This is a genomic window from Hymenobacter sp. J193 (assembly GCF_024700075.1).
Classification (GTDB): Bacteria; Bacteroidota; Bacteroidia; order Cytophagales; family Hymenobacteraceae; genus Hymenobacter.
Genome location: NZ_JAJONE010000003.1, coordinates 119,746 through 146,249 on the forward strand (window position 1 = coordinate 119,746; position 26,504 = coordinate 146,249).

The following is a 26,504-nucleotide window of genomic DNA, read 5'->3' on the forward strand; positions in this document are numbered from 1 at the left end:
GAGTAGTATGTCAGGGTTGTAGCTGCGTGTAGCGCCAGCCTTGAAAGCCCCGCTGGGGCACCGTTGGGATTGAGCGCCACACGGCCAATTTGACTTTGGGGCCCTGGTACAGCACCGGCTCCTGCTGGTCCTCACTGCAGCGCCATATGTCCTCCTCAGTGAATTGCAGGACCGTGAAATAGCCTCGGACGTACCCGCTGTGCACCATAAAGCAGAGCGCACCCGGACCGCTTTCTTTCGGGAAATAACGACAACCGAACGTCCAGAAATCTTCTTCGCTGTCGCAGGCTTGCAGGATCTTTTCCACGTTCGCCCAGTGGCGTAGATCACCGCGCTGGGGAATTGTCGTCAGTAAGTTTTTCATGGGCATTAGCACGCCGGCCCGTGGGGAGAGCACTGCTGCCAAGGCGCAGTACCCCTGGCCTGCAAGGGAAAATCAGATTCCATTGCAATTAAGTATAATTGCGATAGAATCCCCGGTAATTCCTCGGAGAACTTTGGTTTTACTTCCTTATGCTCGGTGTAATCGGATGGTGAAAGCGTACGGCATCATGAGCGATACGACTTCCCGAAAGGCATCTCGGTCGAGGTCCTGCCAGGGGCCAGCTACGCATGTGTTATAGCAGCTCACGTCGAGCAGAGCGTGCTCAGCCAATACCACCCGGTAGTATACTTCCTGGCCACTGTCGCGGTACCGCTGCAGCTCTCGCGCCTGCTCGCCGGCGGTGGCACCGTAGCGGGTAATCCGCTCACTTACGCCCCAGCCCAGCCGCTCGCCTTCTCCGTAGTGGAACATCCAGCAGGTGCTGTACTCCTCGGGCAGAAATTGCAGGCTCAGGCCCGTAACCCGGTAACTCTCGCTCTCCAGGTAAAAACGCACGGAGTCACCGACAGCGTGCCGCGGTAGCCGGCGGCTGGAAGCTCCAGCTGCCAAGTAAGCTACTTGCCCATTGGCATCGCTGACGCGGCTTGACCAGCAGTTGATACCATCCGTAAGCCGGGTCGGCTTGGCCAGCAGTGTGCGCACCAACTCGGCGAGTTTAGCATCCACCTGCAGGTAGCAGTCGAGCAGGCCCAGAACCTGGTCATCTGAATTGGCAAACAGAATCCGGTGCTCCTGCCCCGGCAGATATAGTTCGTAGGTGCCGGTAGTCACTCCTAGACGGGCCTGCTGTTCGATGGAGATGGAAGTGGCAATAGTCATGGCGATGTAGAATAAGCCTTTAAGAGAGAATATAACCCGTAATTCGTTGCTTATTATAAGCAAACATAGTGCCGACAGAAAGCTCTTTCTCTGTGGTACCGCAGCTATCTTGTGAAGACAGCAGCTTTTACTCCCTTCTGCCCCAGCTGGCCAGCAAACTGGTATTTGGGTTGAGAAACCTACCTGGGTAACTGTTGCCAGTATTCCCTATTTGCCCTTACTGTACAAAATCCCCGAGACGAGCTGGCCATCCAGATCACGGCTCTCGTCGGCCTTCAGCCAGACCTGCTGCGCTTTGCGCAGGCTGTTGCAGGCATCTTGCACATCCCGGGCCCGGACTGGCTCCAGGGGCTGATCATCGTGAAAGTATACTTCCGGTAACCAGCCACCGGTGAGGTTGTCCAGCGGCCCGTGGAGCCGCATTACAATGGGATAGTCCTGCCCGCTGAGTTCGTTGGGAAAGCCCAGTGTATCGATTTCGAAGGCTTCTGGGTCCCAGTTACGACGACGCAGGGCCTGGCTTGTTGTCAGAAAGACCAAATCGACCTGGTCTGCCTCCGGATTAAGTCGAATCACCGGAATTGAAGAGAGAGATGCCATATGAAAATCAGAAATGCGGAGGGCGCTCCTATGCTAGTAAGCCACCGCAGCTTACTGGTCCTGGTAGCGGAGCACCTGCATGAGCATCGGCCCGAGCGCTTGCCAACTGAGTTGCGTCCCGTAAACGCTGCAGCGCTGGTACATGCTGACGGCCCTGCAGTATGGCGGCCGCGTGCTGGCGGTGATAGGCTTGACGAAGGCCAGCTGCCAGCTGCTCCAGTTTTACCCATTCACGCAGCTGCTCGATGGAGCTAACGAGCCACGTGGTCGAAGATGAATACCTGCTGAGCGGTGACGACTGCGGCGCTACATACGTGTGCCCATGGGCCCGGCCATCGGCGAAGTAGTAGAAGGTTTCTATCTCGTGACCCTCCGGGTTTTCGCGGCTGAAGAGTACAGAGCCGATAAATTCCCCAGGATATTCCCGATCGTAACACAACTCTCTGGGAAATGCGGCAGCACTTGGCCAGCGTGTAGCGGCCTTGGGGGATTGGGTAGCAAGCCGCTCTGCCATGAAGCAGTTAGCCGGCATCGAGGGAGGGGAGGTTGTAACCATGATAATCAAGCGTGAAGAGTTCGGTGAAGTAGGACATTGGGCACCAGTGGAAGAACTACTGCGCAGTAAGCTAACTGCCTTAGTTAACAGAAAACGCCGGGGAAAGCGATTCGCTTCCCCCGGCACTCATCTTCTACTTCTTGCGGTCATCAGCGATAAATCCCCCGGCTGCTTCATACTCTGCTGAGGCCTCAGTGCTCTGGCTCGCTGGCTTACGGCCCAGCAGCTCGTAGCTGGTGACACGAACTTCAATGGTCGGTACCCAGTCCCCCTGGGCATTCTTATATCCTCCCGGCTTCGGTTTGCCCTGAATCAGCACCTGCTGGCCTTCTTTCAGATAATCCGCGATGGTAGTCTTCTCGTCGGACCCACGCCAGATAGTGCAGTCGTACCAGGTTGTCGTTTCTACTTTCTCGTTGTTCTTGCTGTGGGTTTCGTTCACGGCTACGCTAAAGCTGATGGCTTTCGCTCCGTGCGCGTCGCGGACAATGGCGTCTTTGCCAATATGGCCGGTGAGGGTGAGCTGATGCATGATGGGAAAGGGTTAAAGTGGAAGAAAAGTGAAAGTCATCTTGTTGTTATATATACGCAAAGCAACCGACAAACGCTACCTCAGGTCAATAGAAAAGGGCTGAAATCTGGCTGCAAACAAATATTCTTTCCCTATGGCCCCAGTTAGTAGCAGCCTTCCCTAAGCAGCGAGTGGATCTGGAACACCTTCATAGAGCTGGCCGTCTAGCTGACGCCCTGCGTGCTTCTTGCCGACACGCCACAGACAGGTACCATCGGCTGGCAGCCAGGGCTGGTGACCGGAATGGCCATAGTCGTCGCGCAGCTGCTGGCCCTGGGGCACCGATTCTCCCCATTGCTTGAAAAAGAAACTCACCTGTGCCTGCTGGCACTGGTGCTGCAGGCTGCGTACCCAGTCCGGGTGAATTGGTCGGGAGTGCGGGCCCGATTCGCCGCCCACGATAACCCAGGAGAGGGCGGCCAGGTAGGGGGTAAGATCAACGGCACTCAACAATGGCTCGCAGCTGAGGAAGTGCACTACTGCCGGCACGCGCACCAGGTGCGGAATGCGCGCGTCCGCTTCGGCCTGGTTTTCCACCGATGTGCCCAGCCAGACGTTATGCGGGGGCCGCTCATCCAGGACCCATTTTTCCAGCAGGTTGAAGGCACGCTTATCAGTGGTCGATATCCGGTCCGGCTCGCACAGTAACCGGAAGATGCGCTTTAGCGTGGCCATGATGGCTTCCGGCCGCTTAGTCAACAGCAGCCAGTCCAACTGCGGGGTAACCGAAATCAGGGCAAACAGCTGGATACGCTCCTCGTCCAGGTTGGCAAACGTAACGGTACGGGTCTGCTTGGCTTTGCCGGTAGGCACCTCGGCCGTCACGCCGGCAAAGGCCCGGCTCAGTTCGCTCTGCTGCTCAAAAACGTCGGCCATACTAGCGCAGAACACGCGAAAGCGTACGCGCTGCTCTGAGGCCTTTCTATTCCATTTCAGGGGCTTTTTCCAGTTGTCGGCGCTTCTGGCCAGCCGGGGCGCGCTGATCCCCCAACAGGTACCCGGGCCCTCATTCTTTCCTAAGGCCGCGTACAAAAAGCGGTGCTGGCTCTCCGCGTAGCAGTACTTACAACCCGGCGATACCTTCGCGCATCCTTCCCAGGAGTTAAAACTGTGGTGCGCCCATTCGATTTTCGTGTTTTCAGCCATGATACTGTTCGGTCGAATGCACTAAGCAGCTAGGGTGTAGATTGCCTGCGTGCTAGTCGCGCTTCTGTACTGTCCAGGCCTGCGCTGCTGCATCCCACTCGACCTGGGCGTGAAAAGCGACAGGTTCGCCCTCCAGCTCGCTCATGAGCTGCTCGCGGTTCAACTCGCGTCCTTTAAACCGATAGGTACCGGCGCGCAGGGCGCCAATGACGGCCCGCATAGAGCCAGCAGTCTGAGGCTCTACCAGCGATAAAGTGCTGCTCAAACCCTGCTCTGCATAGGTTTCTTCTCCCAAAGGGAGCCATTCACCCTGCTTCTTGAAGCAGATATCAGCCAAGGCGACGTACGCGGCCGGCAGTTGATTCAGTTGCATATATCAGCAGAAAAGGGTTTTTTGTTGCTACATATACGCAAAACGCACGTATTCTGTTTGCCTTTTACGCTATTAAATCTAGTTGCAATTAAGGGCATAAGCAGGCAGTATCCAAGCAAAGGCTATCGGCTGATGCCTGCACTAAAACGGGGGTAAAAGCATCCTTCCACCCCCGGCCTTATAGTTGGTCGGCTAAGCCGCCTGCACCTGCATAGGAATAGCCGCAGAGCGTACGCTTGCTTTTGCGTCCCGCCGCCGTCTTATGGCCGTGTAGGTGGCCGCCAGCAATAGTAAAAGCGAGCAAGGAGTATGGGGGCCTTGTGCCGCGCGCTTACCGCGTTCCTTTTCCTCAGTGGTGAGCAATTCGGCATCTAAGAAATTGTCGAGCATTCCCTGCATCAGCTCGCCGCCTCTCTCCAGCCACTGGGGGCCTGAGCCCAGCCCGTAGGGCGCCTGAAGAGCATCTGTAATTACTGCGCACAGCACCGTCGCCAGACGTTTGCGGTTCTGCCGGACATAGTACACATCCAGCGCAAAACTGCGCGCCTCCGGCACCGCAGCTAACAGCGTGGGATTGCACTCCAGATAACGACGGACTTGGCTAAGCGTATCCATAAAAGCGAAGGGAAAGTTGCTTGTCGAGGTATAGTCTTTATACGAAAACAGCGCGGCTACCGCCAATATATGGCAACATAAAAGCTGTTTTATTCAGCCAAACAAGCTTTACCCCTTACTGCCCACTCTGATGTGAGTGATAATTTCCCGATGCTGTAACCAGTAGCCGTTCTAGGCAGTATATTTGCATACTTTGGTTTTCAGGGTTAAGAGGGTTTGCGTTGTAACTTACTTGTCTGGCACGAAAATCAAATCAAAAAGCCGCCGTGTTACTACGGCGGCTTTTTTCATGTGGATGGGACACTGCAGGCTAAGCTGCCTGCAGCCACGCGACGGCTTGGCGCGGGTCATCAAATAGGGCAACTGACAGGTAACGCTGTAAGTCCTGTACCACCGTCGCGGTGTGAAGGCGGCAAGCTGGGTTCAAGGCAGGCAACACAGCATAGTGCGTGGTATGCCTGCGCCCGGCAAGGTCAGGTAGCCATTGCTGCAGAAGCCAGTGTTGGTCGGCCGCAAGCGGCGCCGCCGACATGGCCCGATGGTCGGCTAATAAACAGCATAGCTTTTCGCGCTCCAGCAGATTGCGCGTGTGTACGTAAAGTGCACGCAGCTCCAGGCTGCGCAGCAGCTGGCCTGACCAGCGCAGCTGAACGTAAGCCTCGGGCACATAGTCAACGGACCCCAGCGCGTTGGAAAAGTAATGGTGAGTGTTAGACATTGTTTCAACTCTAATCGGATGAAACAGTAACGCAGGGAGGCCATGCCCTGTTCCGGTTGGCCTCGCGCAGTAAAAGTAGAATGGCATATCTGGCCGCAGGCCTTCCTTGGTACGCGCACTGAATAACAGGCAAAAGCCCGCCAGTAGCGGGCTTCTGCACAGTGTTTTTCAGAGTTTGATCCACTTACGGAATTCCGATTCAGTCAGCTACATTCTGCCATTCCTGTTTAGGACAGCAACTGTTCCACCGGTCCACCAGCTAGTACACCCGCTCCCGCGCCGGCGCGCGACAGCATCGCGTCCGCTGCCACGGAAAGCACGCTAGCTTCGCCCTGATCCACCAGCGTCAGCTGCTCGCGTAACGCCCGGTACAGCGGCCGCCAGAAGCTCTGGTCCGCGATGGCCAGGGGCCGGCTGCACCGCACGACACCCTTCCCGGGGAAATCGGGCGCTGGTTCAACCACTACCACTTGCAGCGTTGCCGGCATGCTAGCCGCTGCCTCGTCGAGCCACTGCTGTGCCCTGGCGTACGGTACGTTGCAGAGGGTCACATTGACCAGCACTGGGGGCAGCTCACCCGCCTGCGCGGCCAACAACACCATCGGAATGCCTTCCAGTGGCTGCATCAGGTTCACGCGCACATCAGCAAACCCCCAGGCATCGCGCAGCCGGGCCAGCTCGGCTACGCCCGGGCCGGCGCAGTGCACGAGTACCAGGCCGCCGCCTTGCAGCAGGTGCAGTTGGGTGGGCCGCTGCTTGGAGGGCAGCGGCACCAGCGTATCGATGACAGGCACGGGCAATAGCACGGGCAGCAGGGGAATAGGGGAGAGGCAGTTGGTAAACATAACGCAAACGGAAGAAAAATGATAAACCCCATAGGCTTAGGGCAGGCTCAATGCCTGCCCTAAGCCTATGGGCAACAGCTCGACCTGCCTGGCGTGGGGCCAGGCAGGTCAGTGGGCAGCGCTACTCGGCCGGGGTTGCCTCGTAGCTGGGGGCAGCCTGCCCCAGGATATGGTAGGCTGCTTTTTGGGCTAGGCTAGCGGCTTTCATCACCAGCGTTTTGTCGTTTTTCAGCGCGTTCAACCAATTCTGGATGTAAGCGGTAGCGTTTTCAATCGTGGCCGACAAATCAAGGCTGGCGGCGGCACTCAGGAAAGCGGCGGTCATTTCGGCCGTTAGCTCTTCCTTGGCGTAGGTCGGGGAGCCGAACCCCGCATTTTCAACTAACTCGGGCCGATTCAGGCGACGCTGGTGGCCGGTGCTGTGGGCTAATTCGTGGAACAGCGTGGCGTAGTAGCCTTCGACCGAGTTGAACGTCTCCGGGGCAGGCATCAGCACTTCATCCACTGATTTGCGATACAGGGCCTGCTCTCCTTTGAAGTACAAGCTTGGGCCATCCAACTCGCCCATGTAATGCGCGCAAATGCGCTCCGCTTCCTCGTGAGGTTGGTGGTCGCGGGTCTGCAACTCAGGCAGCATCCAGTCAATACCGTCAATCTGGGCAACATTGAATACGGTCGAATACCGAAGGAGCGGGAAGGTATCTTTCTCGCCGGTCTGCTGGTTTTCTTTCAGGATGTGGGAAAAGAAAACGACCATCATTCCCTTCTCTCCCTTGCGCACCTGACCGCCGGCCGCTTGCGCCTGCTTATACGTCAAAAACAGCGGATGCTCGTAGGGCGTCAGCGAGAGCAAAAAAGCGTTGATGCTTTGGTACACGTGGCCGCTGATGTAATTGCGAGGGGCACCGGCGCCGGCATTCCATGGCTTGCGCCACGGGATAATGCCCCCTTCAAGCGAGGCAACGATCCGGTCGGTGACCATCTGACATATATCAAGGCGCGGCGTCGTGGCGTTGCTGGCGGCGGCTTTCTTTGAGGGGGGAGGCAGGAGACTTTTTCATCAGGTAGCTTGCTTGCGTTGTATAGTAATTATACGCTTAAAGCGGTCTGATTGTTGCTTTTTAGCAACATACAACAAGACAAGTTTTCATAGTTGCGACTTTCCCCCTACTGCCCCCATTTGAGCAGTGGTCGCATTGCCCAGAGGATTATAACAGCGATTATTTGTTGCTTTTTATACGCAGTTGCTTTACTTTGAGCTGTGATTCTGCCCGTAGCCCATTCATGGTCGGCAGAGTCGGAACGCAATTAGCCTTAATCGCATTTGATGGCCTTTTCTCTAACTTGCGCCACTGAGCCTTGACGCTGGATGTCTGGTTGATCCAGCATTCTACCGGAGCTACATAGCTCAAACCCTTCCGCAGTTGCTATTTCCTTTCACCTTGATCTGATACGCATGCACCATCCCCGATCACTTTCTCGGTACCTGGCTCACTTGTGCACCGGCTTCTGCATGGCTGGGCTTTCTCTGGCTACTGCTACCACCGTGCAGGCCCAGGAGCCGGTGGTACGCAATATCGAACTGCAAAATGTTGATGTTGCTCCCTCTGCCGTCGATACGAAAGGCTGGCTGCTGCTCAACGACGATATCCGCACGGAGCTGGAAGGAGGAGTGGATAACCTCTATAATTTCAAGTACGACAAGGCCGAGCGTCAATTTCGCAGCTTGCGCCGCCGCTACCCGGCGCATCCGCTTCCTTATTTTCTGCTGGGCCTGAGCACGTGGTGGAAAATCCTGCCGACGAATGTAACGGTGCAGCAATTCGACAAGCCGTTTTTTGCTTATATGGACACGGCCGTTACGAAAGCCCAGGCGCTGTATGACCAGGACTCTCATAATTATGAGGCCTGTTTCTTTCTCTCGGCTGCTTATGGCTTTTCCTCACGCCTGCACGCTGAACGCCATGACTGGACGCGTGCCACAATCGAGGCAAAACGGGCCCTCAAATACCTGGAGCTAAGCAAGGAGGCCAATGGGCTGAGCCCGGAGTTTCTGTTTGGCCAAGCCTTGTTCAACTACTACTCCGTGTGGATTGCGGAAGAGCATCCCTGGCTGAAACCGGTGTTGCTGCTGTTTCCGAATGGAGATAAGCCGCTGGGACTGCAGCAGCTGCGCAACGTGGCGGCCAATGCCGTCTACACGGGGCCGGAATCCCGCTTTTTCCTGTTAAAGATCCTGGGTAGTCAACGTGAGAATCGCACGGCGGAGGCGCTTGAGGTTGCCCGTAAGCTGGTCCAGGAGTTTCCTGACAACGCCTACTTTCAGCGCTTATACGCGCTGCAGTGCTTTAATGAGGGTGATTTTGCTGCCTGTGAGAAGACCAGCTTAGCCATTTTGGATAAGTACAATCGGGGCCTGCCAGGGTACGACGGTTTCAGCGGACGGTACGCTTCCTACTTTCTGGGCTATATCCGCCAGAATATGTACAAGGACAAAGACCTTACCAGGGCCAAATCCTATTACCAGCGCTGCATCGTTTTCAGCGAAACAACTGAGCAAACCAGTGGTGGCTACTACCTGTTTTCCAACCTAAATCTGGCCCGCCTTGCGGCAGCAGAAAAAGACCTTCCCTCGGCATCCAGGTACTACAAGAGCGTATTGGCCGTGGCGGACCGCAAATCACCAAACTATCAGGAGGCTAAGAAATATCTTAAGTCCTTGAAAAAGCGAGCCGGTACTACGCGGGACCGCGACCGGGTTCTGCTGGTTCAGCAGCAGCAGTGACGGATAAAATTACAGCGTACAAGAAAAAAGCCTGGGCAATGCCCAGGCTTTTTTCTTGTTGACCACCATACAGTCTACTTGCGCACTTGCGTGGGCGACTCGTGCTCCAGGCTGGTGCTATCCGAGCCCATCGACCAGGCACTTTCGAGGCGGCTTTCCAGCACCTCTACGCTAATGTTTTCGGCGACCTTCTGTTCTACGAGGGTCTGGGGAGTTGAGGAGTTCAACATACAATTGGGGGTAAAAAAAGAGTGAAATGCGCGAGTTGATGAATCCTGGAAGCGGCCACTCGCATCAAGCCGGTCCAGGTAGATTAAGGCTTCCTTTTTCGTTGTACCAGCGTGGCCACCCCGACCCGCAGCCAGACCAGGTAACAGCCCAGGGCCACCAGCTGAGAATGGGTAAGGTGGGGCCAACGGACTGGCAGCTCACCCAGCAGCGCCGGTAGCGCCGCCGGCAGCTCCAGCATAGCTGGGCCGTGCAGGAAGAGCAGATACAAAAGCAAGGCCCCAAAGGCCAGGCCATTGAGCAGGCCATAGATACCCAGTACCAGCCGGCGGGCTGTCCACCGCTGCCCGCGCAGCAGCTCCTGCCGTGCCTGTGCAGCCTGCTCCGACAGGTTGGGCGTGTTTGTCAGATCCGATAGCAGCCAGTAGCCGTCCCGACGGACAAAAGGGTTCAGCTGCCATACAGCCGTTAAGGCAATACCTGTGCTCGCCAGTAACAGCGGTGCGTAAGGCTGCAGGAGGTAGGCCGTCGTCAACCCAGTGGCCAGCAGCAGTTGCATGAAGATGCCGGCCAGGTTGCCGATGACCCGTTGTTGCTTGGTGGCCTGCCAGATGCCGGTTATATCCGCAAACAGGACGGGAAACACGTAGGCATAAAAGCCAAAGCCAATGCCTCCGTGCCGCAGACCCAGACGAGCACACGCGGCAATATGCCCCGCCTCGTGCAAAAGCAGGGAGCCATACACGGCTGCTCCTACCCCAAAAGCCTCTTGCGCGTTTTGCGGGGGCACCAGCTGCGCCGGCCCCAGAACGGCTGCCAGCAACACGCTTTGGCCCAGTAGCAGTCCCCAGAAAACCCGGGGGCGAACAGGATGTGGAAAGGAGCCGCCAGGCGGCCGGCGCCGGCCGCCGTCAGCAATGGAATCCTGAGCTTGATGTAATCCGTGCCGTGCGTAGCCCCAGAGTCTACTGACGCTTCTGCCCGTAGGATTCCGTAGCTGGCGAAGCGCGAGGTTACCAGCTGCCAGAATTCCGCGGCCGTTAGTGACGTGGCAAAGGCTTGGTTGAAGTCCCGCAAAGCCTGGTCTAAGCAAGTCGCTTGCTGCAGAATGGTAAACAGCCGGGCGCCCCCGGCATTCACCAGCAGATGAGGACCCGCAGCTGGGTTAATCACCCAGCGTTGCCCGTCGTAGGCGCTCAGGCTTACAGAGGAATGGACTAACATGATGCCTCAGCCAGGGAGGCCTGCTGCCGGGCCGTGGAAATCATACCGCTAAGCTTGGCTTGCAGCTCCTGGTAGCGGGAAAGCTGGGGCTGCAGATACGCCAACAATTGCTGCAGGCCGCACTGGCTGGCCAGCTCCAGACTGGCCGCGTAGTGGGCCTGGCCGAGACTCATCAGTTCAATGGCAATGCCCGATGAGAACAGGAAACGCTGGCGTGTTTCGATAGGCATTCCGGCCTCCTCTATCCCCTGCCCGCGCAGAAAACCCTGTACCAGTCCATGGGTATAGGTGTACTGGCCTTGCTGCCAGTCCTGGGTGAAATCGTCAATATCATCGTAATACTGGCTCCCGACGTGAATGCCTGCCAGACAGTCGAGCAAGGGCTGCAGGGAGGCCCCGGGCTGTCCTGTCCGACGACTCAGCTCATCCAGGGCGTACACGATAGCGAAGCAAATAGCCGACTTACCCGTAGCCAATTCCTCAAATTGCTCCCGCGTTAGCTCGCGTCTCCAGCGGGCATCTTCCTTTTCCTGCAGGTTCGCGCTGGCGTAGCGCTCCTGGCACCACTTGAACCGCTGCCAGAAGGCGTCATTAATCGGAAAAAGGTGGGCCAATCCGCGCACCGCGTATTCATGTAAGGCCACACAGTCGAGCATTTGCTGCGTCGTAGCTACCGTTGCCTGATCAATAAGCTTATCCAGGGCAATTATGAAGCGAAAATACAAATAGCTGTACACGGCTAGCGCTTCCAGTTCCTGGGCATCTATACCGGGAAACTGCGGCGCCAAGCACTCCGGCAATGTCAGGTAGAAGCCGTAGGCCTTCAACTCTGCCTCACTGCTGATTTGCTGCTTGAATGTCTCGCTGGCAGCAATCACGGCTACATGCTGACGTACGGCCTGGGTAAGCATATGAAGTGGGCTGTAAGAGTAAAGGCGGCGGGAAAATTCGGTTGAAGACAGGCTGATCTTCTCGCTGCTTCATGGCCCTCAAACTTACAAATAAAAGGCAGACTGCAATTAAATTTAATTGCAAAAAATCCTTCCCCTTTCTGGCTTGCTCAGTAGAATGCCCCAGGTTGGCCATAGCTCACCTGGGGCATTCTGTCCGCTGCACTATCTTGACCTACAAGGCCAGGGGAGTTTCCTCGTATTGCACTTGGAAGCCGCCGGCATCCCACATGACCACGCGGTTACCAATATTCTGGCGTTCCTCTGCCTGCAACTGGCTTACCAGGCCCACGGGCAGGCAGACGCCAAAATGCTTGCATACCTGCTCTATCTCCTCTGCCTCGGCCAATCCCCCCGCCGACCTCAAACAGGCTGTCATACAAACTATCCTCCGCGTCCGTATCGGGCTGCGCAAGAATGCTCAGGAAAAATTGCTGGAGTGGCCGGTCGAAGCCGCAACGAATTTGTGCGGGCTGACCTACGTACGGCAATGCTTCGCTGGCAAGGGAAGCAGCCTGAACGATCTGGGTTGTAAAGTGGTGCTGGCTCATAAGAAAACCGGTTGCGTTATATGCTCATTGTACGAAACGGTCACTTATAACGCCAATAAACAGCAACAAATAGCTGGCTTAAAAACCCCCAAATAACACTTTCTCCCCTACCGCCCGTACCGCCTATTTAACCTGGTGGCCCGCATCAAGAGAAGGCTACCTGCCATGCATCAGGTAACTACCAGCAGGTCTTCAAGCCGGGTGGTATAGGCGGGTGTACGCCACAGTGCTTTGCTCTGCCACGGGGGGGCATTCCCGCTGGCAACCGAACTGGCCGGCCGAACACTGTTACGCCCGAACTGCTTATTCACGGCATCAATTGTTTGCATCAACACCTTGCTTTTAGCATCATTTGCGGGGGAGGCTGACCCAGCGGCGGCAAATAAATCCAACTGAAGTCCACGGCCCGGGGGCTCCAGTCCGTCGAGCACAACGCCAGCCTTTACGTAGCTGTGGCCTGACTCATAAATCCGTTCCAGCAGGCGTCGGCCATAGGCCAACAGCAATAGGGTATCAGAAGTAGCTCCTCCTGGAAGCGTGAGCGTGGTAGAACGGGTATACGGCGGCCGTACGCGGGAATCATACTGGCTCTTACAGATAAAGACCGTGAGCAGGTGCGCTTGCCCTCCCTGGGTCCGCAGCTTTTCGGCGGCCTTAGCCATGTAAGTGCTCAGCGCGCCCCATACATCGTCGAACGTTGTCAGAGGCTGCCCGAAGCTGCGGGAACAACGAAGGCTTTGGCGGCTCAGGGTCCCGTCCTCCGAGGGCTGTAAACCCTGACAGGGCTGGCCTCGCAGCTCTTGAATCAGCCGCCAGCCAATGACGCCGCCTAGGTTCTTGCGGGCCCAGGCCTCCCCGACGCCGGCTAGGTCCCAGGCCGTACGGATGCCGAGGGCCGTCAGGATCTGGGCATACTGGCGGCCGATGCCCCACACGTCCGCGGCGGGAAGCGCGCGGAGCGCCCGTTCCCGCCGGCTTTCCGTGTCGAGGCGAAGGATACCTTCCAGCTCGGGGTACTTCTTGGCCAGTCGGTTGGCGACCTTCGCCAGCGTTTTGGTGGGGGCCATACCTACACAGGTCGGGATACCGGTACAGGCCAGCACGTCGCGGCGCATACGCCGAGCGTGCGCGTCAAGTGAACCCAGCCACTTGGTCAGGCCGTGCAGATCCAGAAAAGCCTCGTCAATGCTGTAGACTTCGATAGCAGGCACCTGGTCAGCCAGCCGGGCCATCACCCGCCTGCTTATATCGCCATAGAGCGGATAGTTTGAGCTAAGCGCATACCCGCGCTGCTGCTGCAGCAACCCTCGAATTTCAAAATAGGGAGCCCCCATGGCAATCCCAATTTGCTTGGCCTCGGGCGAGCGGCTTACGACATTACCATCATTATTCGATAAGACCACCACGGGCCGACCATTGAGGCGAGGTTGAAAAACCCGCTCGCAGCTCACGTAAAAATTATTGCCATCAACCAAGCCGAACATAGCGCAAGAAGGTCAGTAGGGGAAAAAGCAAAGCAGCTGCCCCTTGCACTGCTCCTGCTAGCCGTTAAGCGCTGCTCAGTCACGGCTGCGCAACAGCGCCGTGAGCTTACCCGGAATTAGTTCGTGCACGACGTGGGTAACTACCCCCCAGATGTGTACCTGGTCCGGGTCGGAGATTTCGTAGTCAGGGAACGCCGGGTTTTCCGCCTGCAGCCACCAGCTGGCTCCCCGGCGCACCAGGCGCTTCACGGTGCAATCGCCTTCTATCACGCCGATGACGATATGATTGTGGTCGGCCATCAGGTGCTTATCGACAGCCAGCAGATCGCCGGTGTGGATCTCCGCCCCGCTCATACTCTCCCCGCTTACGCGTACCAGGTACGTAGCCTCGGGGTGGCGGAAAAGCAGCCGGTTCATATCCATCAGTCCCTCCAGCTCATCAGCGGCGGGCGAAGGAAAGCCAGCAGGTACCAAGGAGGCAAATAAGGGCAGCCATAAGGTCGTAGCTGGCTCAGTAAAGGGGAGCAATTCAACGGTAGGCATTAGCAGAAACAAGTAGGTGCAGCGCCAATTATACTAAAATAATTGTCAAGGGTTTGCCGGAATCAGCTATCAATCATCCTAGAAACAAGACCAATAAAGGGTTATGCATACCGTAGTTGCGTTAATTTTATTTATTTTTACTAATACATTTAGCGATAGCATTTCCTGAATACAACACATATGGTCAGCGGAAAGAAAGCACCTGCCCGACTGGTATTGGAGCCAACCGACGGGGTTACAGAGTCGCAATGGGTGGATGATGTCCCTTCGGAGGAGTGCGCGCTTTGCCCGGTGTGCGGGGAACTTCTGGCCTGGCATGAACAGGTTTGTCAGCCAACTGGAGGAACTGAAGTAAAGCGGGCTCTTCCCTTGGAGGCAGCTGGCCCAGGTGCTGGCGTTGGATTCGCCTTTGCGGTTGCCCAGCTCGTCTCGCGTGCCAATTCAACCACGTGCCAAGTGCTCTGGCGGGGCCAGGTCAAGGAACGGCAGCCGCAGACCGGCTACCTGGTGCGCGTGAACGTGTACCGGCTCGACGACGGGTATTGGGACTGTTACTATGAGGCGGAGTTGACAGACGCAGCAGGCCTACGTGATGCCGCGTAACCATTCTGTAAACCGTACGTCTCTTAGCTAACAACCTGTCCTACAACTAAGACAACATCTTATGGAGACCAAACTCGACTTACGCATGCTGGACCCTACGCAAGATGGTGAGATTGGCAACTTCACGTATGGCACGTTACACGGGAGTTGGCTAAGCATTCCCGCCGGCTGCCGCTGTGCGGCGACGAATTTAGTGGCGCCCGCCATCTGCCTGAATGACGTCTACAACGAGCAGTTAGGCAACGGGCAGTTTGCGGGTTTCATGCAGCAGATCGAGGCATGGGCTGCTGCGCAGTCCCATGATTTGATGCTCTTGGATGTGCAACAGGGCTTACGCAACCATTTGCTCAGCAAGCGAGGGTTTACGCCTTTCCCCGGCTCTTATCACCTGCTCAAGAAGGTTGGGAACCATAAAAATTACCAAAGCCGCCTCGAACAGCTCTTAGCGTAGCAGCGCTTTCTCATCGCCGGTAGTCAGGTAAGTCAGTTGCCCTAATAAACGAAGCTATTCTGGAGAGATTATCTACGGTCAATAGATTCTCCTCAAATGAACCCGTTCTTAGGTTGGCCACCGCTAGGTGCAGCGCGGTTTCGAGCCCGTAGGCGCACTACGGCGCGTTATAGTGGGCGAAGTGCGGCGCCTTCTTCTCGCCGCGGTTGCGCGCCACCAGCCGCGCCCCGCAGCTGGGGCAGGTGCAGCCACAGGCCAGCCTGTTGTCCACGCTCAGTACGTGCAGCAGGTGCCCGTCGCGCAAGCCGTAGGGCAAATACAGCGGGCTGGCCACACTATGCGCCGGGCTGTACCTGCTCGATGACTTCCACCCCAAGCGCATTTTTCAGGCCCCGCAGCTCCGGGGTCAGCTGGCCTTGCAGCACCAGCACGGCCCGGCTGTTGGGCACGAGGCCTTGCGCGACTTGCTCGGCGTCGAGCAGGGCGCGGTACTTGATGCACTGGTACAGGCCCCGCAGCACATCGGCCCGGTCCGAGAGGTCGGATTTTACTTCGACGGCAACGCGCTGGGCACCGTGCTCAAACATCACGTCCAGCCGGTCGGCCGACAACAGCAGGTATTCCGTCCGGGCGGGGGCCACGGCCGGGCTCAGGCCCACCAGCTCGGGCCGGGCGGCCACGTACAACTTCAGCTGCCGGTGCCGCTCGCTCTCCCCACCGCCCGCATAGTGCCGGGCCTCGTCCAGCACCGCCGGCGGCACCGGCGGTAGGGGCTCCAGCTCGAACTGCGCCAGCACCCATTCCCAGTGGGGGTAGGTGTAGATTTTGGCCAGGTACGCATCGATGAGGCGCCGCTTCTGCTCGATGGCATACTCGCTGAAAGGGAGCGGGGTGACGAATTTGCCGATGCCCTCGCCGGGCAGCCCGCTGCGCTTGTTGACCACTAGGGCTTGAATGCCGGGTACGGTCGTGTTGTGCTTGCGACCCAGCCCCGCCAGGGCCCGACCGATGGCCCCTAGCGGGTAATTCAGCGTGCGGGGGTTGGCCATGCCCAACTCTTCGGCCAAGTCGGAGTAGAAAATGGGCGTGCCGGCGTGAGCCTGGCGCACTAGGCGGGGCAAGGCCAGCCGGGCACGCTGCAGGTAAAGGTCGTCGCCGAATTGAAGTTCTGCGCTTGCTGAGGTAGAGGTTTGCCGGGAGGCCATAAACCCAACTCGCTTAGAAGATGAGGGTAACTAATTGCTTGCCCAGGTCGCTCACCCGGTACTTATGGTCACTCTCTCCCATGAAATTGCCCCCGTCTATGCCGGACTGGTACATTAGGCCCAGGGATTCGAGGGCGATTACCGCATCATCGCCGCTCACTTCGTCATCGCGGCGTTGCAGCTGCGCTAAGTCGGGCAGGTAGGCCCGGTCAACGATGCTGGCCAGCCGGCCGAACAGGACGTAATCGGCCCGTCCTACCAGGTACGCCCGAAACAACTTCCCGAGCACACTGGCCTTTTCCAGGTCGTCCACGCGGTCCAGGAGCAGGATCAGTTTGGCCCCGACTTTCTTTTTGAAGGCAGGGTCACCGTCCATATCCCGCACGAAACGGTAGCGCTCATCCACCGACACGTTCTTTAGCTCCAGCAGAAACGTCGCCATTTTCTGCATGAACAGCCGGTCGTGAATGCTGAAGCCGGTGCGAATGAGCTTGACCAAAGTACCGAATACCGGGAAGGCCTCCATCACGTCGCCCATCGCGGTCAGGCCATCCAGGAACGCTTCGGCCGTGTCCACCGTGGCATCGGTCAGGTTGGTAGCGGCTACACCGTCATCGAGCAGGCTCAGGCCCAGGTTTTCTTTCAGGTTATCGGCGGGTAAAGAGTGTTCCATGCAGGAGAAGGGAAGTATTGAATTACAAAGCAGCAACGCTGCAGGTGCTTACGCGCGTCCGAAAGGCCGCAACGTATTTCTCCCCTAAGTTAATTAGCTATAGACAAAGATGTCAGACGTCATACACGCGTCCTTTGGCAGCTTTGCCTGTGTCCTTGTTGACGATAGTGGGCTGAATCCAGATCGGTCTCTCCTCCTGCAGGCCAGGGCCCCAGCGCTGCTTACGCCAGTGGCCCCGGCGCCAGTGCGCCGCGACACTCCCGGTGACCACCTCGGGCCGCTGCGCCCGGGGCAGCACGCTGTCGCCCACGTACGCGACGCGGGTAAAGCCAGCAGCGGCGAGATTGGCCTCCGCCACTTGCCGGCGCCGGCGTGTAGTAGCTTTCGTCAGGCGGGTAGCCAGGTGCACCGGCAGGCCAGGTGCGTATGCCGGCTTCACCTCGCGGTCAGGCCACATCAGGTAGAGCAAGCAGTTCACTACCAGGTTGACGGTGCGGGCGACAAAGGATACGTGCAGGTCGAGGATGGCCGCACGGGTCGGCTCGTCCGCATCGTCCATGAAGCCTGTGGCAAAGGTGCTGGCTGCGGCGGCTACCACTTTTCCGATTGGCGTCGGCAACACGTGCGGTTCAGGCCCACTCTCGTCCACGTCGTGCAGTAATGTGTAGGCGTTAAATCCGCGCCCGCCCATTTCGGTCAGCTGCTCATTGACGTAGGCGTACTGCTCGATGTAGTTACCAGTAAAACTCAAATGGATCATGCGGTCCAACTCGTGCCCGGCCTCATCTAGCGGCGTACTGTCCTCCAGCACATACACCCCTTCGATCAGCGGCGACTTGTCATCGCCCATGCGCAAACCAGCCGCCGACAAGTCCAGGTAGCATGCGGGATATGGTAAACGGAGCATTTCAACCCCGACATGGCTGACGTCCGTCAGCGCCAGCATCTCCAACAGACCCAGCGAAAAGTCAAAAATCTGACGTCCCGCGCGCTGCCACTGCTCCCAGGCTTCGTATTCCGACCATAGGTAGGCACGTTCCACCCGTTGACGCAGCGTCAGGTGGCTGGGGAATGGCTCCCCGCTCGGGCCGTAGCAGTACGTTAGGAAGTCCCGTCTGTGCTTGCTGTGGCGCACGAACTGGTGCCGGGCCGCAATGCGGTTCGGGAAATACGCGCCATACGGCTTGGCGGTCACTGCACTTCTAAGTTGATCGGGCTTAACAACACCCAAAGTACGCCGAAAAGATAGATTTTATAAGCGAAAGTAACGGTTTTATAGGGTTGGATACCTGACCTGCCGGCCATATGGGGTACTATAAATGAACATTAAATACGGTACTGCGAAAAGAGCCTTACCGCCAGCTACTGCTCTCCCTGCTGCGTCCCATGCGCTCTGTACAGCCGTTCACGGTAAGTTACCGTATCATCCTCACACGCTACCTTGCTTTCCGATGGATGCCAATTCCCTCCTTCCTGCCCAGCAGCGCTGGCAGCTCTTTTCCCTACTACAAGGCGCCAATTTGCTGCTGATGGCTATGCTTTTGGCCAATAGTCTCTTCCTGCCTTCGCCCTTGAGCTACGTGTTATTCACCGCCCACGCGATCGTATGGATGGCCGGCATTTACTTACCTTCGGAAAAGATGTGCCGGTATTTCTGGTTAAACGGGCTGCTGCCGCTTATCCATATCGGCATTATATGCCTCTGGTTAGGTACCGGCAGGGTATAATATCCCCAGCAGCCTACCATACTACATTTACCCCTTTTCCATTGGAAAAGATCTTCTTTGTCACGTGCGCATGCCCCCTGCCGCCCCCTTGCCCGCCGACCAGCAACAAATTCTGCAGGGATTTATCCGAGCTTTTCTGCCCGCGCGCGGTAACAAGCGCAAATCTACTCGCAACGAGCTGGAGCGCGTCACCGCCACACTGCACCGGGTGCTGCTGCGCTACGTTGGCTTCGGGGTAACCGCCCCGCAGGTGCTCGACGCCTTCCAACAGCTGAACTACGCCGTCTATACCCGGCAGAGCGATTGGCACCCGGAGAAAAAGCAGTGGGTCCCCTCCGCCACCGGCACGGGCGTACGCGGCGGGGCTCCCTACGAAGCAAATGACGCCGCCTTTATTTACCTCGACGTCGAGGCTACCACGATTCAGCAGCTGTGGCTGGTCACGCTGGCGCTGCCCGCCAATACCAGTGCGGAGAAGCTGCGCCAGCGCGAGGGCTTGCACACGCGGCTACTTGCCTTTAAGCAGAGCTTGCCAAATCTTGGCCTTGGTTAAAAGTTTGGTCCAAAAGTTAATCGGCCGGAGCCGGAGCCTGCTCCCAGTTGAAGGCGTAGAGGGCTTCGAGGTCAAAGCGGAGGGAGTCTTTGAGGGCCTCGTCCGAGAAGTCAAATTCGCCGTGCAAGTTGATGTGCTGCCAGCTCACGGGCGAGCTAGCCGCAATGGCGTCGGCCACCGCCTGGCGCTCAGCGGGCGGGGCCTGGAATAAGTAGAGACAGTTCCAGCACACAATCACGTTTTGCACCAGCCGCTTGCAGGCATCGGCGACTTGCTGTTTTTCCTTGCCGGCGTAGGGAATCTGGCCGTTTTGGCTGTAAAACAAGGCCCGGGCGAAGGTATGCGTGCTTTCGAGTTTGTCCAGCTGGTCGTCGATGCGCTAGCGCAGGGCCTGGTCGTCCATGTACCGGAGTAGAAATTCGGTGCGCACCACCCGGCCCAGCTCACGCAGGGCCAGGTACACGGGATGCTGCTGGGAATACGAATTGAGCCGGCGCAGCAGCGTGGAGGCCGTGACGTGTTTTTGCTTGAGGCTCACCACCAGCCGCAGCAGCGTGTCCCACTCGGCCTCGATAAGGGTGTGGTCGATGTACTTGACGGGGGGCATGCCGAGCGGAAGAGCAGCTTGGGGCTGATGCCCAACTCGCGGGCCGCGGCCTGCGTGCTGCGGCTTTCCGAAGCCAGGCGCAGGGCCTCGGCCTTGAACGCCTCGTCATATTTACGCCGTTTGTCGGGCGACGACCCACTCTTTTTGCTGTCATTACAGAAGAAATATACGTCCTTCTTCTGTCCGCCATTTCTAGACCACCTCACAAGTTTTGGAAGGTGTCAAGCCAAACATCACTCAATAACAGAAGTCCCCTCAGGAAAGTATATGTGTAAGTATTGGACTGTCAGGTAGATAGCAGCTGATGTTTCTCCCAATTATACTTCCAAAAGAATTGCAACAAACTTCCATGTTCCACACATCAGCGGTGTGTGACCAGTAGAGGAGTATAGTAGCTGTAATTTTACCCACTGGCTCCCCTTCGGAGGAAAAAAATAGCGACTGGCTTAGAGAATCCACAAACGCACGCATTGTATCGTTTGACATATTCTTTTCTTTTAGCACGCCGTTTACATTAATAAAAACCTGTGCTCGCATTACCTGCTGTAACGAGGCGGAGATGGTTTGATTCAATTCATCTGAGAAAAAGTTGTTTTTAGGAGGTGATGGCGCGTGAATAGTCGGTGGCGGAGCTAACATGTCGGGGGTAGCTAACTGCCAAACACTATTTTTTTCGTAAAATACCTTGGGGCTATGTATTGATTTCGTGTAGGTCAAGCCTGTCCTTGCGCGAACAGGCACCTTCCACAACTTGGCAAGGTTGAATAAAAGGAGAGCACCTCCATTGCCAGCCCCGGTGTTGCAGCTGTGGATGGAAATGAGAATAGTGTATCTTGTCCGTAGTTCGTTTAAACCGTTTTGGTCATAATTATTATAGGTAACTTGGGAATTTTCATCGGCCTCTGCTTGCCCGCAACCCGTTTCTAAGAGACCTTCATTACCGTGCCCGCCAATGTTGAGGTAAGTACCACGGGTTTCGCTCGTCAGCAAGTTTAAGAGCGTGTTTGGGAATTGGGTAGGGCAGTAAACAGAAACGAGTCAGTAAGTTGCCGGGGGAGTTCCAAGGCTCCTTCCTGCTTATGGTTGAGTGCTATCAACCCCTTACTGACTCGCAGTGGCAAGTTATTGAGTTGCTACTGCCCGTGCACCGGCGACGGCGCTTGTGCTTGCGCCACGTGTTCAACGCCTTGCTCTATGTGTGCCGCACGGGCTGCCAATGGCGGGCACTGCCACGCCAGTTTCCGCCCTGGACAGCGGTCTACTATTACTTCTACCGCTGGCAACGTCTGGGCCTGTGGCAGCAGCTCAACACGGTCGTCAACGCCCTGGATCGGGTCGCGCACGGCCGCGAACCCACCCCGGCGCTGGCCTGCGTGGACAGCCAGAGCGTGAAGCTGGCCCCGCGCATTTACGAACACCGCGGCCTGGACGCACATAAGCTCATCAACGGCCGCAAACGCCAAGTTCTAGTCGATTCTGGCGGACGCATCTGGGCTGCGCATGTACACGCGGCCCACCGCCATGACAGTACCGGGGCTTTGGCCCTGTTGCCGCACCGCCCCTGGTGGGCGCGGCGCCTGCAGCGGGTGCTCACCGATGCCGCCTACCGCGGGCGCTTTGCGCGCCATCTGCTGAGCTTAGGCCTGGTCCAGCAGATCAGTAGTCGGCCGCCCACGCAGCGCGGCTTCGTGCCACTGGCCCGGCGCTGGGTCGTCGAGCGCACCTTCGCCTGGCTGGCCTGCTTTCGCCGGGTCGTCGTCGATTACGAATTTACCCCCGCTAGCCATGTCACTTGGTTACTGCTAGCCAACATCACCATGGCGCTCAATCGGGCTTGAATTCCCAAACACGCTCTAAAGTTTGGATGCCCCCAGCCGGACCAGCTCGGTCAATGCCCAGCTCAACTCGGCGAGCATTAATGTTGGATACCATTTCGCGCGTCGTGCCGTGTCGCTTGGCTCGAAAGAAAAGCGTCATAATGATGTTTTGGCCTTTATCTTTCCCTGACGAGACGGTACTGATAGTTTCGGGTTCCAAAAAAGGCCACGGGTTGGGAACCGTTACAGCGCTGGTATCTTGTAGGAAAAAGGCAGAGTCATCCAGCATAATGGATAAGTTAAGATGTCCACTTACTGGTTTTAATACGATGATTAAATCGTTGACCCGTTGGTCCAGGCACGGCGCAAGGAAGCAAAACTTTGCTTTTTGGGTCCACTACATATTCTTTTTCCGTCGTTACGCGCTGACCATCGTGAATGGTTGAGGTGGCAACAAGTGCCCATATTTTACTAGTGGAGTGCGTGTTTTCCAAATACTCTGAGTTGGCAACCCACTCGACGTTGCAGACCTCATCTGATAGACGAATGAAGATATATGAATCCAAAATCGATTCACCTTCCTCATTCGGCTGGTTGGCGCCTTTATGTTCTTCCTGCATGATTTCAGCAGTTTAGGAGGTGTTAACAGTCACGCAGCCACAGGACGGTTGCGGCAAGATGGACAAAAGCTAAAAAATGGGCATCGAGCTTGTCGTATCGTGTGGCCACGCGGCGAAACTGCTTGAGGCGGCTGAAGAGCCGCTCAACGGGGTGGCGCTGGGCATACCGCTCCGCATCGTAGGCGCGTGGGTGGCGGCGCTTGCGCCGGGGCGGAATCACGGCGCAGGTGCCGCCAGCGGCCAAGGCGGCCACCAGCGGGTCGGAGTCGTAGCCGCGGTCGGCCACGACAAAGGCCGGGTTCAGTCCTTTGAGCAGCGGCAGGGCCTGCGGGGCGTCGTGGCGCTGGCCAGCCGTAAGCCGGCAGCGCACCAGGCGGCCCTGAGCGTCGGCCGCCACGTGCAGCTTGCTCGTCAGCCCGCCACGGCTGCGCCCAAGGGCTTGCGGTCCGTTTTTTTGCGTGCCCCGCTCGCGTGCTGGTGCGCCCGCACGGTGGTCGAGTCGACCAGCAGCGTGTGCAGGGCCTGGTCCTGTTGCACGGCGGCCAACACCCGGGCCCACACCCCCGAGGCCGTCCAGCGCTGGAAGCGCATGTACGTCGTGTGCCAGTTGCCCCACACGGCGGGCAGCGCCCGCCACCGGCAGCCATTGCGCGTTAGCCACAGCACCGCCTCTACAAAGCGTCGATTATCTTGGCCCCGGCCGCCTTTGGTCCCTTCCCGACCCGGCAACAGCGGGGCAATCCGCGCCCACTGCGCATCCGTCAATAAGGGGTCGCACTAGAGTAGGAACGGAAAACAACGCTAAGGAAATTCGGCCAGCCGTTCTTCCCAGCTGGCGGGGTTGCGCAACGGGCGCATTTCGCCGGCGGCAATGTCTTCGGGCAAGCTGAAATCGTAGCGGCCCAGCATGTTGACGTGCTCGTGCAGCAAGGGCGAAAGGCGCGCCACGTCGTCCGGGTTCAGCACGCCTTCCGTCTGCTGCCACCGTTCCAGGGCGTGCTGCAGATAGCGGGTGTTCCACAGCACCAGGGCGTTGACCACGAGCCCGAGGGACCCCAACTGGTCCTCCATGCCCTCGCGGTAGCGCTGGCGTAGCTCGCCTTTTTTGCCGTGGAAGACCGCCCGGGCCACGGCGTGTCGTCCCTCGCCCCGGTTGAGCTGGACCAGGATGCGCCGGCGGTAGGCCTCGTCCTGCACGTAGGCCAGCAGGTACAGCGTTTTTTCGACGCGGCCCAATTCGGCGACCGCCCGCCCCAGCCCCGAGAGGGAGCCCGCCCGCTGCAGGGTGCGCATGACGGCCGTGGCCTTGACTTTGCCGAGTTTCAGAGAGCCGGCCAGGCGCAGCATGTCGTCCCAGTGGTCGTGAATCAGGCGGGCGTTGACCACGTGGCGGCCCAACTCGTTGAGCGGACCGTAGTCGTCCGCTTTTTCCAGCCGCCAGAAGCGCTGGTCGGCCAGGTCCGCCAGGCGGGGGCTGAAGCGGTAGCCCAGCAGCGAAAACAGGCCAAAGACCACGTCGCTGTAGCCGTGGGTATCGGCCATGATTTCCTTGGGGTCCAGACGGGTTTGTTGTTCCAGCAACCCGGCCAGGATGAACAAAGAGTCGCGCAGCGTACCCGGAATGACGATGCCGTGAAAGCCGGTGAACTGGTCGCTGGTGAAGTTATAGTACGTCACCCCGCGCTGGGACCCGAAGTATTTGCGGTTCCAGCCCGCGTGCAGCGTACGCACGGGCACGACGAAGCGCATGCCATCGGCCGAGGCCACCTCCCCGCCGCCCCAGGCCTGCGCCAGGGGCAGCCCCGCCTGGGCATCCACCAGGCGGGCATTGGCGGCGGTGAGCGTTTCGGCGCGCAGGTAGTTTTGCTGCACCCACGCCAGGCGCGCCAGCGTCAGGGCCGGCACGTCGGCCCGGGCGACGGTTTTCAGCCCCAGGTTGCACGCCTGGGCCAGCAGCACGGCACAGATACTGAGCGGCAGGTCGGCGGCAGCGGGTTGCCCGTCGGCCACGTGGGTAAAGGCGGCGGCAAAGCCGGTAAACGCGTCCACCTCCCGCAACAGGGCCGCTACTTCGACCTGGGGCAGGGCCGCCGCCAGCTGCTGGCGCACGTGCGCCAGCAAATCTGACTTGTCTTGTGCCGGCAAGGCGCTGAGCGTGACGACCGGCTGGCCGTCTTGCTCGACCACCTGCAGGGCGGTCTTCTGCGCCAGGTGCTCCCCGACCTCGGCATACGCCGTGCGCAGCAGCTGCCCCAGACGGGCCAGTTCCACCGCCGGGTTCAGGGAACGGTCCAGGGCCCGGGCCACCGAGTCCCGCGCCGCCTCCCAGGCCGCGCCGCGCAACAGCTCGGCCCGTGGGTCGGCGTGGCGATCGCTGGTCGGCACAAACACGTCGCGGCGGCGCACGGCCTGCTGCAGCCGCTCCAGCACGCAGAGGGTGTAGGCCTGCGGATTCACTGCTCCTTTGGCCGGGAACACCCGCCGGGCCCACCCCTTCGGCACCACCGTGCGGGGCGCGGCCGACCACTTCGGGCGGCCCCGGCCGCCGGCTTCCTGCCGCTGCAAAAAGGCCCAGGCCTCCAGCAACGGCTTGGCGGTGGGCGTTCCCTCAAAGGCGATGCCGGCCAGCAAGGCGGGCAGAAACCGGCGCACCGTGGCGTAGCTGCCGCTCAGCGCTTCGGCCAACGGGTCCTCCGGCGGACTGGCCAGTTCCTGCACGGTGGCCGCCGCAGCACGCAAGGGCTCCTGGCCCAGGCGGTCGAACACCTGCTGGCGTACCTGCCCGGCCGGTACGGCCTCGTCGAGCAGCAGCTCCACGGCCTGCTGGAGCAGCAGCGCGGCCTGGTCCAGGTCCTTGAGCGAGCGCAGGCGTTCGCGCCGGCGCTTGGTTTCGCCCCGCAGGGCCAGCGACGTGAGCAGGCTGTCGAAGAGGTCGAGCACGTCGTCCGTGGCGGTGCGCTCCAGGGTCTGGGCGAAGACCAGCAGCGTGGCCAGCCGGCGTTCCTCGCCCATCCGCACCAGCGTCTGCGCCCAGGCCACTTGGGCGTGGCGGGCCAGGCGCGCCAACCGGGCTTCGGGTAAGTCGGCCACGGGCACGGCGCTCACACCCAGGGCGCGGATTTCGTCCACCCGGCGCAAAGCGGCCGCCAGCGCCGGGGCGGACACGCGGGTGGGCGGGGTGCGCAGCCGCTCCAGGTGGGTGAGCCGCTCGCCGGCCGGTACGGTCAACAGGGTTTCCAGCGCCGCTTGCTGGGGCGGGTTCAGGCGCGTGCGCAGCTGGCGGTAGAGGTGGCGGCCGGTGCGCTCGCGGACCCGCGCAATCAGGCGGGCCAGCAGCGAGACGCCGGGCAAGACGACCCGCTGCGCGACCAGGTGGGCCGTGGTCAAGTCAAACAGCACGCTGGGCCGGACGGTGCTCGTCAGCACCTGCGCGTAGAGCCAGCGGGTGAGCCGGAACGCCTGCCGCCCGTCAAAGGGGGTGTACCCGAGGTGGGCCACAATCCGGGCCTGGTGGTCGTACCACGTGTTCGGCCGGGTCCGGTACGCGGCCAAGGCGTCCGCGGGCAGGTGCAGCTGCTCGGCCAGCGTCTGCACCACCGCGGCCGGCACCCGCAGCGGGTCGGTCAGGAAGGTGCCCAGAAAGCGCAGGGTGCAGAGCTGCACGGCACACCCGAGTTTGTTGGCGGGGCGTCGGCGCGCGGCCAGGAGGTGGCCATCGGCTGCGCTCAGGTAAAAGAACCGGGCCAGCTGTTCGGGGCTGGGCTCGTCGGCGTAGCAGCCGAAGCGGGCGGCCTGCTCGTCACTGAGGAATTCTACGGGCATGGGCCAGGGAGGCAGCGAAAGAATAAGCCAAAT

At 58.9% G+C, this 26,504-nt stretch carries 33 protein-coding genes and 1 pseudogene; 7 read left to right on the top strand and 27 right to left on the bottom strand.

Going from position 1 to position 26,504, the window contains the following annotated elements:
- Positions 1–10: 10 nt before the first annotated feature.
- The 10 genes from LRS06_RS21960 to LRS06_RS22005 all read right to left on the bottom strand — a co-directional run bounded on the left by LRS06_RS21960 (position 11) and on the right by LRS06_RS22005 (position 7,610).
- On the bottom strand, positions 11–364 hold the full coding sequence (locus LRS06_RS21960) for a hypothetical protein (RefSeq protein ID WP_257873545.1): 354 nt from the start codon (positions 362–364) through the stop codon (positions 11–13).
- A 147-nt stretch (positions 365–511) separates the two neighbouring features.
- Positions 512–1,204, bottom strand: a complete 693-nt coding sequence (locus LRS06_RS21965; protein ID WP_257873546.1) for a hypothetical protein — start codon at positions 1,202–1,204, stop codon at positions 512–514.
- Positions 1,205–1,411: 207 nt separating this feature from the next.
- Positions 1,412–1,804 (bottom strand): hypothetical protein, encoded by a 393-nt coding sequence (locus LRS06_RS21970; RefSeq protein WP_257873547.1) that lies wholly within the window; start codon positions 1,802–1,804, stop codon positions 1,412–1,414.
- A 689-nt stretch (positions 1,805–2,493) separates the two neighbouring features.
- Positions 2,494–2,892, bottom strand: a complete 399-nt coding sequence (locus LRS06_RS21975) for a single-stranded DNA-binding protein (RefSeq protein ID WP_257873548.1) — start codon at positions 2,890–2,892, stop codon at positions 2,494–2,496.
- 159 nt (positions 2,893–3,051) lie between these two features.
- Entirely contained in the window at positions 3,052–4,077 is a 1,026-nt protein-coding gene (locus LRS06_RS21980; RefSeq protein WP_257873549.1) for a DUF5131 family protein, read from the bottom strand.
- A gap of 52 nt (positions 4,078–4,129) precedes the next feature.
- A complete protein-coding gene (locus LRS06_RS21985) occupies positions 4,130–4,450 on the bottom strand; it encodes a hypothetical protein (protein ID WP_257873550.1) in 321 nt (106 codons plus the stop codon).
- 192 nt (positions 4,451–4,642) lie between these two features.
- Positions 4,643–5,065 carry a hypothetical protein gene (locus LRS06_RS21990; RefSeq protein ID WP_257873551.1) on the bottom strand — a complete coding sequence of 141 codons (423 nt, stop codon included), beginning with the start codon at positions 5,063–5,065 and terminating at the stop codon, positions 4,643–4,645.
- A gap of 310 nt (positions 5,066–5,375) precedes the next feature.
- Entirely contained in the window at positions 5,376–5,783 is a 408-nt protein-coding gene (locus LRS06_RS21995) for a hypothetical protein (protein WP_257873552.1), read from the bottom strand.
- A gap of 227 nt (positions 5,784–6,010) precedes the next feature.
- Positions 6,011–6,628, bottom strand: a complete 618-nt coding sequence (locus tag LRS06_RS22000; RefSeq protein WP_257873553.1) for a hypothetical protein — start codon at positions 6,626–6,628, stop codon at positions 6,011–6,013.
- Positions 6,629–6,749: 121 nt separating this feature from the next.
- Positions 6,750–7,610, bottom strand: a complete 861-nt coding sequence (locus LRS06_RS22005; RefSeq protein ID WP_257873554.1) for an ArdC family protein — start codon at positions 7,608–7,610, stop codon at positions 6,750–6,752.
- Between the two features lie 531 nt (positions 7,611–8,141).
- Between LRS06_RS22005 and LRS06_RS22010 the strand changes: the two genes are divergently transcribed.
- On the top strand, positions 8,142–9,413 hold the full coding sequence (locus tag LRS06_RS22010) for a lipopolysaccharide assembly protein LapB (RefSeq protein ID WP_257873555.1): 1,272 nt from the start codon (positions 8,142–8,144) through the stop codon (positions 9,411–9,413).
- Between the two features lie 74 nt (positions 9,414–9,487).
- Here the strand turns inward: LRS06_RS22010 and LRS06_RS22015 are convergent, their stop codons facing one another.
- The 4 genes from LRS06_RS22015 to LRS06_RS22030 form a co-directional block, all read right to left on the bottom strand.
- Positions 9,488–9,643, bottom strand: coding sequence for a hypothetical protein (locus LRS06_RS22015; RefSeq protein ID WP_196956076.1), 156 nt, complete (start codon positions 9,641–9,643; stop codon positions 9,488–9,490).
- 83 nt (positions 9,644–9,726) lie between these two features.
- Complete coding sequence (locus LRS06_RS22020) at positions 9,727–10,464, bottom strand: hypothetical protein (protein ID WP_257873556.1); 738 nt, start codon at positions 10,462–10,464, stop codon at positions 9,727–9,729.
- Entirely contained in the window at positions 10,395–10,865 is a 471-nt protein-coding gene (locus LRS06_RS22025; protein WP_257873557.1) for a hypothetical protein, read from the bottom strand. The genes LRS06_RS22020 and LRS06_RS22025 overlap by 70 nt, the downstream gene beginning before the upstream one ends.
- Entirely contained in the window at positions 10,859–11,776 is a 918-nt protein-coding gene (locus LRS06_RS22030) for a hypothetical protein (protein ID WP_257873558.1), read from the bottom strand. Before LRS06_RS22030 ends, LRS06_RS22025 begins: the two co-directional genes overlap by 7 nt.
- A 353-nt stretch (positions 11,777–12,129) precedes the next feature.
- On the opposite strand from LRS06_RS22030, the gene LRS06_RS22035 reads away from it, so the two are divergent.
- Positions 12,130–12,462, top strand: a complete 333-nt coding sequence (locus tag LRS06_RS22035) for a hypothetical protein (protein ID WP_257873559.1) — start codon at positions 12,130–12,132, stop codon at positions 12,460–12,462.
- A gap of 74 nt (positions 12,463–12,536) precedes the next feature.
- On the opposite strand, the gene LRS06_RS22040 is transcribed toward LRS06_RS22035, so the two are convergent.
- Positions 12,537–13,850: a Y-family DNA polymerase gene (locus tag LRS06_RS22040; RefSeq protein WP_257873560.1), complete on the bottom strand. Its 1,314-nt coding sequence runs from the start codon at positions 13,848–13,850 to the stop codon at positions 12,537–12,539.
- Between the two features lie 75 nt (positions 13,851–13,925).
- Positions 13,926–14,393, bottom strand: a complete 468-nt coding sequence (locus tag LRS06_RS22045; protein WP_257873561.1) for a LexA family transcriptional regulator — start codon at positions 14,391–14,393, stop codon at positions 13,926–13,928.
- Positions 14,394–14,849: 456 nt separating this feature from the next.
- Between LRS06_RS22045 and LRS06_RS22050 the strand changes: the two genes are divergently transcribed.
- Together LRS06_RS22050 and LRS06_RS22055 are read left to right on the top strand one after the other, a co-directional pair.
- Positions 14,850–14,996: a hypothetical protein gene (locus LRS06_RS22050; RefSeq protein ID WP_257873562.1), complete on the top strand. Its 147-nt coding sequence runs from the start codon at positions 14,850–14,852 to the stop codon at positions 14,994–14,996.
- Between the two features lie 61 nt (positions 14,997–15,057).
- On the top strand, positions 15,058–15,447 hold the full coding sequence (locus LRS06_RS22055; protein WP_257873563.1) for a hypothetical protein: 390 nt from the start codon (positions 15,058–15,060) through the stop codon (positions 15,445–15,447).
- 157 nt (positions 15,448–15,604) lie between these two features.
- Here LRS06_RS22055 and LRS06_RS22060 read toward each other — a convergent pair whose 3' ends face one another.
- The 4 genes from LRS06_RS22060 to LRS06_RS22075 all read right to left on the bottom strand — a co-directional run bounded on the left by LRS06_RS22060 (position 15,605) and on the right by LRS06_RS22075 (position 18,520).
- Positions 15,605–15,781 carry a hypothetical protein gene (locus tag LRS06_RS22060; protein ID WP_257873564.1) on the bottom strand — a complete coding sequence of 59 codons (177 nt, stop codon included), beginning with the start codon at positions 15,779–15,781 and terminating at the stop codon, positions 15,605–15,607.
- Position 15,782: 1 nt separating this feature from the next.
- The gene (locus LRS06_RS22065) at positions 15,783–16,652 is read right to left on the bottom strand and encodes a hypothetical protein (protein ID WP_257873565.1); all 870 of its coding nucleotides are present in this window, start codon (positions 16,650–16,652) and stop codon (positions 15,783–15,785) included.
- Positions 16,653–16,665: 13 nt separating this feature from the next.
- Positions 16,666–17,325, bottom strand: a complete 660-nt coding sequence (locus LRS06_RS22070) for a hypothetical protein (RefSeq protein ID WP_257873566.1) — start codon at positions 17,323–17,325, stop codon at positions 16,666–16,668.
- Positions 17,326–17,437: 112 nt separating this feature from the next.
- On the bottom strand, positions 17,438–18,520 hold the full coding sequence (locus LRS06_RS22075) for a hypothetical protein (protein WP_257873567.1): 1,083 nt from the start codon (positions 18,518–18,520) through the stop codon (positions 17,438–17,440).
- A gap of 256 nt (positions 18,521–18,776) precedes the next feature.
- Here LRS06_RS22075 and LRS06_RS22080 point away from each other — a divergent pair, with 256 nt between their 5' ends.
- The gene (locus LRS06_RS22080; protein WP_257873568.1) at positions 18,777–19,052 is read left to right on the top strand and encodes a hypothetical protein; all 276 of its coding nucleotides are present in this window, start codon (positions 18,777–18,779) and stop codon (positions 19,050–19,052) included.
- A gap of 70 nt (positions 19,053–19,122) precedes the next feature.
- Positions 19,123–19,605: a hypothetical protein gene (locus LRS06_RS22085; RefSeq protein WP_257873569.1), complete on the top strand. Its 483-nt coding sequence runs from the start codon at positions 19,123–19,125 to the stop codon at positions 19,603–19,605.
- 16 nt (positions 19,606–19,621) lie between these two features.
- On the opposite strand, the pseudogene LRS06_RS22090 reads toward LRS06_RS22085, so the two are convergent.
- From LRS06_RS22090 to LRS06_RS22095, 3 genes and pseudogenes are all read right to left on the bottom strand, one after another.
- Positions 19,622–20,212 (bottom strand): annotated as a pseudogene (locus LRS06_RS22090) (Tn3 family transposase).
- A complete protein-coding gene (locus LRS06_RS25645) occupies positions 20,140–20,418 on the bottom strand; it encodes a transposase (protein ID WP_374679458.1) in 279 nt (92 codons plus the stop codon). Before LRS06_RS25645 ends, LRS06_RS22090 begins: the two are co-directional and overlap by 73 nt.
- 49 nt (positions 20,419–20,467) lie before the next feature.
- On the bottom strand, positions 20,468–21,202 hold the full coding sequence (locus LRS06_RS22095) for a hypothetical protein (protein ID WP_257873570.1): 735 nt from the start codon (positions 21,200–21,202) through the stop codon (positions 20,468–20,470).
- A gap of 89 nt (positions 21,203–21,291) precedes the next feature.
- Between LRS06_RS22095 and LRS06_RS22100 the strand changes: the two genes are divergently transcribed.
- Complete coding sequence (locus tag LRS06_RS22100) at positions 21,292–22,050, top strand: IS5 family transposase (protein WP_257869830.1); 759 nt, start codon at positions 21,292–21,294, stop codon at positions 22,048–22,050.
- Here the strand turns inward: LRS06_RS22100 and LRS06_RS22105 are convergent.
- From LRS06_RS22105 to LRS06_RS22120, 4 genes are all read right to left on the bottom strand, one after another.
- On the bottom strand, positions 22,037–22,318 hold the full coding sequence (locus LRS06_RS22105) for a hypothetical protein (RefSeq protein WP_257873571.1): 282 nt from the start codon (positions 22,316–22,318) through the stop codon (positions 22,037–22,039). The two genes, LRS06_RS22100 and LRS06_RS22105, sit on opposite strands and share 14 nt — an antisense overlap.
- Before the next feature lie 10 nt (positions 22,319–22,328).
- Entirely contained in the window at positions 22,329–22,649 is a 321-nt protein-coding gene (locus tag LRS06_RS22110; RefSeq protein ID WP_257873572.1) for a hypothetical protein, read from the bottom strand.
- 22 nt (positions 22,650–22,671) lie between these two features.
- A protein-coding gene (locus LRS06_RS22115; protein ID WP_257873573.1) for an IS5 family transposase occupies positions 22,672–23,414 on the bottom strand; the annotation gives its coding sequence in 2 pieces (ribosomal slippage) (positions 22,672–23,093 and positions 23,093–23,414; 744 coding nt in all).
- A gap of 36 nt (positions 23,415–23,450) precedes the next feature.
- Entirely contained in the window at positions 23,451–26,471 is a 3,021-nt protein-coding gene (locus LRS06_RS22120) for a Tn3 family transposase (protein ID WP_257873574.1), read from the bottom strand.
- Positions 26,472–26,504: the final 33 nt, after the last annotated feature.